At 63.1% G+C, this 11,267-nt stretch carries 10 protein-coding genes; 4 read left to right on the forward strand and 6 right to left on the reverse strand.

The annotated features are described in order from the left end of the window. Positions 1-184 (reverse strand): hypothetical protein (locus JW929_06335; GenBank protein MBN1439013.1); only part of this gene is annotated, 184 nt, incomplete at its 3' end. 145 nt (positions 185-329) lie between these two features. Here JW929_06335 and JW929_06340 point away from each other — a divergent pair. Continuing rightward, complete coding sequence (locus JW929_06340; protein ID MBN1439014.1) at positions 330-764, forward strand: GxxExxY protein; 435 nt, start codon at positions 330-332, stop codon at positions 762-764. On the opposite strand, the gene JW929_06345 is transcribed toward JW929_06340, so the two are convergent. Both JW929_06345 and JW929_06350 read right to left on the reverse strand, forming a co-directional pair. Continuing rightward, positions 736-2,511, reverse strand: coding sequence for a HAMP domain-containing protein (locus JW929_06345; protein MBN1439015.1), 1,776 nt, complete (start codon positions 2,509-2,511; stop codon positions 736-738). The genes JW929_06340 and JW929_06345 overlap by 29 nt on opposite strands. Next, entirely contained in the window at positions 2,511-3,224 is a 714-nt protein-coding gene (locus tag JW929_06350; GenBank protein MBN1439016.1) for a response regulator transcription factor, read from the reverse strand. The genes JW929_06345 and JW929_06350 overlap by 1 nt, the downstream gene beginning before the upstream one ends. 29 nt (positions 3,225-3,253) lie before the next feature. Between JW929_06350 and JW929_06355 the strand changes: the two genes are divergently transcribed. Then, a complete protein-coding gene (locus tag JW929_06355; GenBank protein ID MBN1439017.1) occupies positions 3,254-3,964 on the forward strand; it encodes a DUF4230 domain-containing protein in 711 nt (236 codons plus the stop codon). Between the two features lie 125 nt (positions 3,965-4,089). Then, positions 4,090-5,037 (forward strand): hypothetical protein, encoded by a 948-nt coding sequence (locus JW929_06360; protein MBN1439018.1) that lies wholly within the window; start codon positions 4,090-4,092, stop codon positions 5,035-5,037. 548 nt (positions 5,038-5,585) lie between these two features. Here the strand turns inward: JW929_06360 and JW929_06365 are convergent. Next, positions 5,586-6,380: a lipoate--protein ligase family protein gene (locus tag JW929_06365; protein ID MBN1439019.1), complete on the reverse strand. Its 795-nt coding sequence runs from the start codon at positions 6,378-6,380 to the stop codon at positions 5,586-5,588. Between the two features lie 328 nt (positions 6,381-6,708). Here JW929_06365 and JW929_06370 point away from each other — a divergent pair, with 328 nt between their 5' ends. Continuing rightward, positions 6,709-8,763: a hypothetical protein gene (locus JW929_06370; GenBank protein ID MBN1439020.1), complete on the forward strand. Its 2,055-nt coding sequence runs from the start codon at positions 6,709-6,711 to the stop codon at positions 8,761-8,763. 160 nt (positions 8,764-8,923) lie between these two features. Here JW929_06370 and JW929_06375 read toward each other — a convergent pair whose 3' ends face one another. Then, on the reverse strand, positions 8,924-10,333 hold the full coding sequence (locus JW929_06375) for a hypothetical protein (protein ID MBN1439021.1): 1,410 nt from the start codon (positions 10,331-10,333) through the stop codon (positions 8,924-8,926). Between the two features lie 286 nt (positions 10,334-10,619). Then, on the reverse strand, positions 10,620-11,267 hold a 648-nt coding region (locus JW929_06380; GenBank protein MBN1439022.1), incomplete at its 5' end, for a hypothetical protein.

An 11,267-nucleotide genomic window follows, 5' to 3' on the forward strand; every position in this document is an offset into this window, starting at 1 on the left:
ACGCAAGGAAAATCAAATCCCCGATGCTCTTTTTGCGCCATAGCGCCTTGGCGCCTTTGCATTCCTGGTTTATCAAGTGGAGAAGATGGAAACGCAAAGACGCAAAGACGCAAGGAAAATCAAATCCCCGATGCTCTTTTTTGCGCCATAGCGCCTTGGCGCCTTTGCGTTCCTGGTTGATCAAGCGGAGAAGATAAAAACGCAAAGACGCAAGGAAGAGACAAATCCGTAAAATTTTTTTGCGTCCCAGCGCCTTGGCGCCTTTGTGTCCCTTTTCCTTCCCAGGGCTTATACGGTAAAATGCACATTATTCCATCATAGGGGGAATCATGAACGAGAATGAGATCAGCCAAATCGTTGTAAAATCCGCGATCGAAGTCCACCGCACGCTCGGCGGGCCGGGTTTATTGGAATTCGTTTATGAACAGGCCTTGGAATGGGAATTGAAGAATGCCGGCTTGGCAGTGGAACGCCAGCTTGAGCTTCCCGTGCGCTACAAGGGAGTAGTGTTGGCGGTGCCGTTGCGCCTGGATTTAGTCGTCGGAAAAATCGTCATCGTGGAATGCAAGGCCACGACGGAGAATCACCCGGTCTTTGAATCACAATTGCTGACTTACCTCCGTATTTCCGGGTTGCACCTGGGTTTGTTGGTGAATTTCGGCTTTCCCGTGGTGGCGCGCGGAATATCGAGGGTGGTGAACAAGCTGGAAGAGACCGAGACGCCGCGGTACGAGCTTACGACGCCGAGGCAATCGGGAGTGTGAAGAAGAAAGCAGTGCCTTTCCCTTCCTCGCTCTCGGCCCAGATCCGCCCGCCGTGCCGCTCAATAATGTGCCGGGCGATGGAAAGCCCCAAACCGGTTCCTCCGCCGGAGCGGGAACGGTCCGCTTTGTAGAAGCGTTCGAATATCCTCGGGAGATCTTCCTCGGCGACGCCGACGCCGGTATCCCGGATTGAAAAGGTGCCTTCCTGCTCATCGGTTTGGGTGGACACGACGATGCTCCCACCGGCGGGGGTGAATTTTATGGCGTTGTGCAGGAGATTCATCATCACCTGCTCGATTTTCTCCGAATCCGCCAGGACGGGGGGCAGGTTCTCCGGCGTTCGGTTCTCGAGGGTGAGACCGTTCCGTTCGGCCAGCGTCTGCAAGCGCCGCACCGCACTGTTCCACAGGGCGGCGGGATCGACGGCCTTTGCCGTCAGGGGCAGTTCGCCGGATTCGATCTTGGAAAGCTCCAGCAGTTCGCGCAGAGTCTGATGCATCGTGTCAATTTCCGACAGCATCAAGCCCAGGAACCGGCCGGAGGCGGCGGGATCCTCGACGGCGCCGCTTTGCATGGTCTCGGCCAGGGATTGGAGGGAGGCCAACGGGGTCCGGAGTTCGTGGGAGATATTGGCGATGAAATCGCGCCGGACCGTTTCCAGGCGCCGCAACTTGGTCAGATCCTGGAACAACAGCAGGATCGATCCGCTCAGGGATTCGCCCAGCGGCGTGGCCACCGCTTGCAAGAGCAGGCCCTCCGGAGCCAGTTCGACGGTCGCCGCCTGCGGTTTTCCGCTGTCGCGGCAATTCCGCCAGAGGTCAACCAGCTGGTAATAGCGGAAGGCTTCCACAATGGTGGCTCCCAGGGCTTTCTCCTCCGCGATGCCGAACATCTGCCGCGCGGCCGGATTGATCAGCGTGATCTTCCCCTGCGGATCCAGAATCGCCATACCGTCCGTCATTTGGGAGAGCACCGCCGCCAATTTCCCGCGCTCGGTCCGCAGGGATTCGAATTGTAGGCGCAGGTGGCGGGTCATGATGTTGAACGCCTCCGTCAGCCGGCCGATCTCGTCCCGGCCGATCGGGAGGAGTGTGGTTTGCAACTGCCCGTCCGCCACCTGGTTGGCGGCTTCGGTGAGTTCCTCCAGGGGGCGGGTCGTGCGCTGGGCCGCAAAGACGGACAAGATCAGGGAGGCGAATACGGCGATCCCCATGGCGGCCAGCAGCGTCGTCTCCAGGTTGCGGACGTAGGCGTTCACTTCCGCCAGCGGCACCGCCAGGCGGACGTATCCCGCTGGGGAATCAGCCTTAGTCATCGGAACGGCGACGTAGAGCGTTTCAATGCCGGTGGTGGCGCTGTGCCGGACGCTCGAGCCGTGCCCTTGTGCCAGGGCTTGCTGCACCTCCGGCCGGGTGAGGTGGTTTTCCATCGCCGCGAAATCCGCCTCCGAATCCCCCAAGACCGTCCCGTCGGAATCGATGATCGTCATCCGCAGACCAAGGCTGCCTCCCGCGCTGCGTGCCAGGGCGTCCAACTCCGAAACCGACGCGCCGCCCTGACGCAAGGCCAAGACGCTCGCGGCAAGCAGGCGGCATTCCGCCTCCAGGCGGTTGGTGAGCGTTTCTAGGTAGGCTTGGCGCACGAACCCGGTGAGGAACAGCAACAATCCCAACAGAATCGATAGGAACATTCCGAGTTGGGGAAGGGCGATCTTCCAGCGGATGGCCTGCAGGTTCGGCAGTCTCATTACCCCTCGAAACGGTAACCGGCGCTGCGCACGGTCACCAGGCGCACGGGGTGCGCCGGGTCGTTTTCGATTTTTTCCCGGAGCCAGCGGACGTGGACGTCGACCGTCCGGCTGTCGCCGGTGTATTCCCAGCTCCATACCCGCTGCAGGATCTGTTCGCGGGAAAGGGCTTGGCCGCGGTGGCGGGCGAAATACACGAGCAGTTCGTATTCCTTCGGCTTGAGAGGCAGAGGAACGCCGCCGCGCAGCACTTCGCTGCGGGCGATGTTGATCGACAGGTCGCCGCACAGGATGGGTCCCTCCGGCGGAAGCTCCTTCGATGCGGGAGGGGCTTTTTCCTCCCGGACGAGTCGCACCCTTCTCAGCTGAGCTTTGATCCGTGCGATCAGTTCGCGCATGTGGAAGGGTTTGGTGATGTAATCGTCCGCGCCCATTTCCAGGCCCACCACCCGGTCGATCTCATTTTCGCGCGCCGTCAGCATGAGGATCGGCACGTTAGTCTCGGCCCGCAGTTTGCGGCAGACTTCGAAGCCGTCGATCCCGGGCAGCATGATGTCCAGCAGGACGATGTCGGGGACCTGGTCCCGCGCAGCGGCCAGGGCCAGGTTCCCGTCCTCCGCCGTGCGCACGTCGAAACCTTCCCGCTCCAGGGTGTAGGCCAGCGTTTCGCGTAAAGCCGTTTCGTCTTCGACGATCAGGATTTTTTCTGGCATGGTATTCCCTTCGGAAGTATAATAACCCTATGACAAAGGCACAAGTCTGGGTTTTAATCGCCGGGGTATTGATTATCCTGGCGGCGGGAGTCGGGATGGCGGCGTACGCGATCGCCAAGCCGGTCAATGATATTACCGGCCTTCCGGACAAACTCGCCGAAAAAATCGAGGAGATCGCCCATCCGACCCCGACGATCTATCCGGATCCCGTCACCGTGGTGCGCGAAATCCGTTCGCTTTCGCGCCTGGAGACGGTCCAGTACACCGTTGAAAAAGTGATTACCGCCGAAACAAACCAGGGGCCGTTCGGGTTCCTCTTCGGAGATAAGCTGCTGCTGGTGGCGCATGGCACGGTGGTGGCCGGAATCGACCTGGGTCGGCTGGAAACGGGCGACGTGCGGATCGACGCCGGGGGCGCGGTCTACATGGTGGTCCCGGCCGCCGAGGTTTTCGTCGCCACGCTGGACGAAGACAAGACCTACGTCTACCACCGCGAAACCGGCTTGCTGGCCTCGGGCGTAAAGGACCTCGAGACCGCGGCGCGCCAAGCCGCCCAGGAGGAGATCCTCAAGGCGGCGCTGGAAGATGGGATCCTCGGGACGGCGATGATCAACGGCCAATCCTTCCTGCAGCGCTTTGTGCTTTCGCTCGGCTTCCGCAGCATCGTCTTCATCGAGGCTACGCCGGTGCCGGCCGGTTCCACGTCGCCGCCGATTCCCACGGTTACCGCCACGCCCTGAAAACGCGCCACCCCATCTTACCTCCCCTATCCCCTCCTCCCTTCCCGTACTACGGGAAGGGAGGAGGGGAATGTCCCGAGGAAGCGAGGGACAAGGGGAGGTAGGATGGGATGCGGAGGAATCCCGTGAAAAACTCCCGCATTGCATCCCTGAGCATCGTCCTGATCCTCGCCGCGCTGGCCTGCAACTTCCCGCCGGGCGGCGCCACTCCCGGCGGCTCTGTGCAGAAGACCGTCCCGGTTGCTCTCCCCACCGCGCAGCCCGGGACGGCCGCCCCGCCGGCTCCCACCGTCCAGCCGCTGACGGCCGAGATGCTCCGCAACGGAACCTACGTGCTGCCGGAATCCGGCGAGACGGTGACGCTGGTCGACGGCAGATACGACCGGGCGGAATCGATGGAAAACATCCTCCACGTGTCTTTGATGGATCCGATCGCCTTCGGCGACCTGAACGGCGACGGTGCCGAAGACGCGGCGATCGTGCTTTCCGAGAACATGGGCGGGACCGGCTTCTTCATGAACGTGGTGGCGGTCCTCAACCAAGGCGGCGCGCCGGTACAATCCGGCTCGCGCTTCCTCGACGACCGGGCTCAGCTGAACGGGATGGTGATCATCGGCGGGCGGATCGTCGTCGACGCCGTGATCCATGCCGCGCAGGATCCGATGTGCTGTCCGGATTTTCCGGTGGTGGAGACTCTGCGTTTGGAAGGGGACGAGCTGATCCTGCGGCGGTTCGTCTCGCGCACGCCGGGCGGGGCGGAGCGGGCGATCTCGATCACCGGCCCGGCCGAGGGCGCGCAGGTCTCCGGCTCCGTTCAGCTCACCGGCACGATTACCATCTCGCCCTTCGAGAACACCCTGACCTACCGGATCTACGGTCCGGCGGGGGAGGGCCTCGACGGCGGCCCGCTGATGGTGGCATCGGAGGACATGGGCACACCCGGCACCTTCAACGTTGCGATCGATCTGGCGGGGATCCCGGCCGGTACCCGGATCCGCCTGGAGGTGTTGGACCTCAGCGCGGCGGACGGCTCGCTGTTGGCGATGGATTCTGTGTTGTTGCGGGTGATCTGAGCCGCGCCTGCCTACAACCCGGCTCGCCCATTCATCGCTTCCGTATTTCCCGCGCGCCGGTTCCCTGGCGCATGTTTATGAAGAAAACCTCTCCGGTTCCGATTTTTCTGCTAAAACCAATAGCAAGATCTTATAGCCACAGAGAGCACAAAGGGCACAATATAAATTTTCTATGTTTTTTTGTATCTGCTCAGCCTCAGTAATACTGAAATGAAATCCTGCTCTTTTCCATCCTCACCCCTATCCCCTGGCCCCGTCCCCCTCTCCTGGAATAAGTCAGGAGAGGGGGACGGGGTTGTGGGGTTGGGGGTGAGGAAAGGGCAGGAACGGGGGGCTGAGGAGATACGTTTTTTTTGTGTCCTCTGTACCCTCTGTGGCAAGAGGTCTGACCTTGGGTAAGGAAAAGGACGGCCGCAAAGAGCTCAAAGGGCACAGAATAATCGATTCGAAAAAATTCTGTGGATTTTGTGCTGTTTGTGGCGATTATTTATCCCTCATGGGTTTATAGAATTGGATAAAGCGAAAATTCTCCCGAGGCGACATTCGGGTTATACGCGGTTTGTCCATCCCGCCGTCCCATATTTCTCATTCGCCAATTCATCAGCGCGCGTTTTCTCTGATTCGGAGAGTTCCCCGCGCTGAAATTCGATTTCAAACGTTTCGGCGAAGCCGCGCGCGACGGCGTCAGCCGCCTCCCGCCAGGAAACCTCGCGCCCGAGCAGTTCGCCGAGCGTCGCCGCGCGGCGGCGGATCCGTTCCGGAGTGGTTTCGGCCTTGGCGAGGACCTGCAGAATGCGGGAGAGGTCCCCGCCTAAGGGGAGTGCACCGTGCTGCAGCACGCCGCCCAGCCGCCGCGCCTGCGCGCTGCCGATCAACTTCCGCCAGCCCGAGGAAATTTCATATTTGGAGGGGATTTCGAAACAGACCGGATTGCCCGAGGCGCGCGCCCGGCCGCCGGAATCGGCCCGCACGTCCGCGCCCAGGCGCCGCAATCCGGAAAGCAAACCCAGGCTCAGCCGGCGGTAGCTTTCCAGCACGCCGCCCCGCATCAACGGGTGGCTTTCCGGCGCGGTGATCGAATAAGTCAGCTCGTCGGTATGCAGGATCGCGCGGCCGCCGGTCGGCCGGCGCACCAATCCCCAGCCCAGGCGTTGCAGCGCTTCGCGGTTAACGTCCGCCGCCGGCTGGGCGAATCCCAGCGAGAGCGTAGGAGGCTCCCAGGCGTACAGGCGCAGGGTGGGCAGGCTGCGCCCGGCCGCCGTTTCTTCCAGCAAGGCTTCGTCGACGGCCATGTTCGAGGCGCCGTCGCGGGGCGGATCATAGACCAGACGCCAGATATCCATGGGAAGGAATTATATCCATGCCGCTACCCCTTGCTGTTTCCCCGACCCAACCCGCTTCTCTTTTCTGCGAAGGGGAACCGGAATCTGTTCCGAGCGCCTGTCCCGAGCGTCTGTCCCGAGCGACGCGAGGGAAGGCGAAGTAAAGCGACGGGAAGCCGGGGTTGGGAGGATAGGACAGTATGCGTCACGGGCAGGGATGAGAGGACAGAGTTTGGATCAAGATTAAAAACTGCAGGGACGACCTTCAACCCCCCTTACCAAAATATGGAGGGGATAAAAGGGAGGGGTCGGGTATAATCCCTCCACCACATCCCTTCCACCGCGATCGATGACCCTTCGCCTGGCGCTGTGTTTCCTCTTCCACCAACCCCTGTGCGAGCATGCGGACCGGGCAACCCGCATCGGCTACCGCGGCGTGCTGGACGTGCTGGGCAGCCACCCCCGTTTGAAAATCAACCTGATGCTCTCCGGCCCGCTGATCGAAGCGCTCGCCTGGTTTGATCCGGCGTTTCTCGAAACGGTGAAATCCGGCTTGCAGGCGGGCCGCTTCCGCCTGCTCGGGAGCACGTACGCGCAGTGCCTGCTCCCGGCCGGCGACGATGCCGACAACGTCCGCCAGATCGCGGTCCACCGCGCGGCGCTGAAGAAGTATTTCGAAGCCGAACCGGCGGCCTTCTGGCCCCCGCACGGCGCCTTTGCGGCGCGGCACGCCGGCATGCTGGTGGACGCCGGCTACCGCACCCTCGCGCTGGAGGATGGCGCCCTGCGGGCGGCCGGGACGGATGCGCCGCGAGTAGGCCGGATTGCCGCCGGCGGCGGGCAATTAAACGCGGCCTGGAGCGACGCCCGCCTGAGGGACTGCCTGGATTTCGCCGCCTGGTTCCGCCGGCGCGGCGTCCTGGAGGAGGCCCTCGACCTTTGGCGGAAGCATCCGGACGCGGACCGGCTGTTTCCGGTCTGCGCCGAGGACGCCGCCGCCTTCGGCCTGTGGGGATACGACTTCGGGCTGGATCCGCGGGCGGACGCCGCCGGCTTGGACGAACTGCTGGATTGGCTCGAACGCGCAGATGGGATCGAATTTGCTTTTCTGGAGGATGCCCCGGAAGGGGAGGAACCGATCGAGCTTAAGGGCCCGGTTTGGAGCCGTTTGATGGACCGGGCGCTGGCGGATCCGGATTTTCCCCTCCACGAGGAGGGGTACGCCGATTGGGGCGACTTCCAAAACCGCGCCCCGCGGCTCAAGCATTTCCGCATGATGCACACCGCCGCCAGGTTGCGGATGGCCGCCTCCGAGGCGGCGCTGGCCGTGTCCGAAGAATCGGCGGCGGCCACAGCGCCCGGCCCCGGACGCGGATTGATGGCCCTCGCCGAGCGGGTATATTGCGCCCACCAAGACAGGTTCGGAGCGGTGGGCGTGGGCGGGCGCGGCGATCCGGCTTGGGAGGGGATCGGCGCGGCGATCGCGGTGGCCAAGGCCGCCGAACTCGCCGCCTCCGCGCCAAGCGCCCCGTTCGAAGCGCACATCGACGATCTGACCGGAGACGGCGAGGATGAAGTCCTGCTCCGCAAGGGGGACCGGCTGGCTCTGCTTTCGCCTTACGGCGGAAGGCTGTTGAAATGGGCCGACCTGGCCCGCGGCCAACTGTTGGTCGGAAATCCGCTGGCCGTCCCCACCGGCACGATCCTGATCGAGGCCAAACCGCCGGAGTTCGCGCCCATGCCCGACGATTGGCTTCCGCAGGAGGGCGATCCGCTCCCGGAAATGCAGGCGGAGGGGGGCGAACGGCGACTGCCGCGGTTGGAGCGGCAAAACCTTCCGCTGATAACCGGGCCGCTTCCGGTTTGGCCGCGCCTGCGTTCCGCGGAATTGCGGCCCTCCTTGCCGGCGCGGCGCCGCGCGCTGAACGACTACTTCTCACTCGACGACGGACCGGAGGAGAAGGCCGATCCGCGGATGGATTTCCGCCTGGCGGAAGGGGCGGTGGTGTTCCTGCGCTTCTTCGGCTACCGCCTGCGGCTCCTCAAACGCGTCAGCCTGACCGCCAGCGGCGTGCGCGCGGTCTACCGCTTCCGCAACGTCGACATGCGCGCCGTGCGGGTGCGCCTGCGGATCGTTTCCGAAGTCTGCCCGGATTATCAGGCCGCGCTGGATTTCCCCGGCCGCGCATACGAGGCGGCGGCCGTCGGGCCGCGGCGTTCGCCGGCGGTCAAGAACCTGCGCACCGGGAGGGTGATCGTCAGCCACGTCTCGCGGCCGGATTCCGCGCCGCCCGTCTGCCGGCCGGGAATCCTGGCCTGGGAGATCGAACAGACGGTCGACTTCGCGGTCGAACCCGGCGCGACGGAAGCGGTCGTGGTGCGGCTGAACTTGCTGCCCGTATAGGCTTGCGCACGAGCCGCCGCACGAAAGCGGCAAACACAGGAAAGCCGCCGGCTGGATATGAGGCCGGCGGCTTTCTTTTTCGTCCAGCAGTGTCGGGGGTTTTCCGGAAGAGCGTCTAAGGGCCGGAAACCCGCTGCGCGCGAAGCGAAAACTCTTTCGCTTACGAGACCGACAGGCAGGTTCCACGGGCGGCAAGCGCCTGGGTATGCGTTCCGGTATTGTGGGCGTACACCCGCCATTTGCCGCTGTACAAAGACGTATAGTACACCACGAGGTCCGTGTCGATGCTGAACCCGCCGGAAGTCATGACCATCCCGCCCGGGCAAACGGCCTCTGCAAATGCGCCGGAGGACGGCGGGATGTCGACATGCCCGGATACGGAAGTGGTGGAGGCGGACACGCCGCTCAGGCACACGGCGTACGCGTGGAAGTTCGCCGTGCCGGAGCCTATGTTCTTTTCCGATACCCTCCAGCCGTTTCCGCTCAGTCCGCTGAAATATGTGATCAGCTTTCCTTCCACCGACCCAGTGTACCCGCCGCCCACCGCCACGGTCCCGGCGGGGCAAGCGGCGGTCATACTCTCGCTGTGCCCGGCCGCGACGGATCGATTTGTGGAAACGTCGCTTGTGGCGGCGGAGGGGTAGGTCAGGCAAACCGCATACGCCGTCAACGTTTTGTTGGCCCCGCTGTTGTTCTGTGCATACACCACCCAGCCGTTTCCGTTCTTGCGCTGGATGTAGGCCCACATGCCGGTGTTGGAGACGGAATAGCCGCCCCCGGTGACGACGGTCCCGGCCGGGCAGGTGGCCGTGGTATGCCCGACGGTTCCGGGCGCGACGGTCACCTGGCTGTACACGGCGTGGGTCGTCGGCGCAACGACAGGCGGCGGCAGGGTCGGCTCGTAGACTTTTATCTTCACCCAGAACGCCTCGTCGGCGCCGGCGCCGATCCCGAAGAGGGAGCTGTCGGAGGCGCGCAGCATAAAGAATCCCTGGTAGGTGCCTGCGGTCGCCGGGGAAACCAGGTCGACCGAAACGTCGATCGTGCCGCCCGGCGGAACGGTGCCGGTGGTGAGTTGCTGCGGTGCCGGAGCGCCCATGGGTTCGCCGTGGTCGAAGACCAGGGCGTAGCCGGAGGTCCACGTACAGGAGCCGATGTTCTTCAAGCGCCAGGTCTTCGTGAAGTGGTCGCTGGGCGTGGTTTCCCAGTCGTCCGGAACCGTGACATCGGAGATGAACTGCGCCCAGTTGCAGGGGAGGGCGGTGGGCGTCACGGTTGGCATGAAGGTTGCGGTGGGGGGCATTGTGCCGGTTTGGGTGACCGTCGGCAGGAGGGCCCCGGTGGGTGTGTCGATGGCGGCCGACGGAGGAGCGGCTGTATCCGCCGGTGGAGGAAGTGCCTGTGTGCCGAGGGCAACATACGTTTGGTATTGCAGGAACGCCATCGTCTGCGCGGCGAGGGTGTTCACTTGGTCAGGGCTTAGGGTGAAAGGTGCCTCCATCTGCAGGATGCAGGCCATGGTGGAAGCGATCACTGCAACGAGAGGAAGTAATTGCTTGCGTTTTTTCATATTTCCCTCCTCGAAAAGACAAGCCAATTAATGGGTACTACACTCATTGTAGTAGAAAAAGCCGCCTGAGGCGGCGAAATAGCGGAAAGAGCGAGGTTTTATAGAGGTTTTTGGATCGTTTCCTTCCGATGCATTGGCCTGTGCGTTTCCCGGAGTTGTGAAATAGGGCGCGATCCAATGACGTTAACGGCGCCGTGTTCTCTTTTCTTTCTTTTGTATGGCAGAAAAACGCGCGGGCTTCTTTTTCCCGCAAAAGCCCGCCCGTCCTGTTCTTGGAGAAGGCGTTTCAGGAGATAGCCAGGTACGACGCATAGGCGGTAAGTGCCAGGTTCGATCCCGAGAGATTCGAAGCCTTGGCTAGGATCATGTTGGGGCCGGTTTTCTTCAACAAGCCAACCATGTTGAGCGGCTGGGCGAGTGCGAATCCTGCTCCGGTGGGTACCGTCCCGGGCGGACAGGATATCTCGAGCGCGGCGGTGGAGTGCGTCGCGACGGTGGTCGAGTTGGTCGCCTGGACGGTCGTTGTGCCCGCGACCGTAAGGCAGAGCGCGTAGGTGCGGATTGTCTGGTTCATGCTGGAGAGGTTTACTCTGTGGGCGCGGGCATCGACGTAGGCCTTGCGGTAGACCCACATATCCTCCGGACCGGAGGCGAAGCCCAAGCCTTTGAGGACACTTCCTGGCGGGCAGGAGGCTTGCGTGAAACATTTCTCGCCGGCAGCGGTCTGCGCCTGGCCGACGGCTGTGGAAGCGATCGACGGAAGGCCGGAAAGGAATATGGTGTTCACGCTGAGGATCGGCGTACCGCCGGTGAGCTTCCGGACGCTGGTTTGCCAACCCAACGATCTGAGGGCGTTGAGAAATACCCGCGCGCTGCCGTCGGAGTTGGTGTAAAACCCTCCCGCGGTCAAGACGCTCCCCGCAGGGCAGGCGGC

This window comes from Anaerolineales bacterium (assembly GCA_016928575.1).
GTDB lineage: Bacteria > Chloroflexota > Anaerolineae > Anaerolineales > RBG-16-64-43 > JAFGKK01.

What these genes read in the sequence shown, in the direction of transcription:
- JW929_06350 (MBN1439016.1), bottom strand. Translation starts at nt 3,224, where the DNA reads ATGCCAGAAAAAATCCTGATCGTCGAAGACGAAACGGCTTTACGCGAA.
- JW929_06375 (MBN1439021.1), bottom strand. Translation starts at nt 10,333, where the DNA reads ATGAAAAAACGCAAGCAATTACTTCCTCTCGTTGCAGTGATCGCTTCC.
- JW929_06370 (MBN1439020.1), top strand. Translation starts at nt 6,709, where the DNA reads ATGACCCTTCGCCTGGCGCTGTGTTTCCTCTTCCACCAACCCCTGTGC.
- JW929_06340 (MBN1439014.1), top strand. Translation starts at nt 330, where the DNA reads ATGAACGAGAATGAGATCAGCCAAATCGTTGTAAAATCCGCGATCGAA.
- JW929_06365 (MBN1439019.1), bottom strand. Translation starts at nt 6,380, where the DNA reads ATGGATATCTGGCGTCTGGTCTATGATCCGCCCCGCGACGGCGCCTCG.
- JW929_06345 (MBN1439015.1), bottom strand. Translation starts at nt 2,511, where the DNA reads ATGAGACTGCCGAACCTGCAGGCCATCCGCTGGAAGATCGCCCTTCCC.
- JW929_06355 (MBN1439017.1), top strand. Translation starts at nt 3,254, where the DNA reads ATGACAAAGGCACAAGTCTGGGTTTTAATCGCCGGGGTATTGATTATC.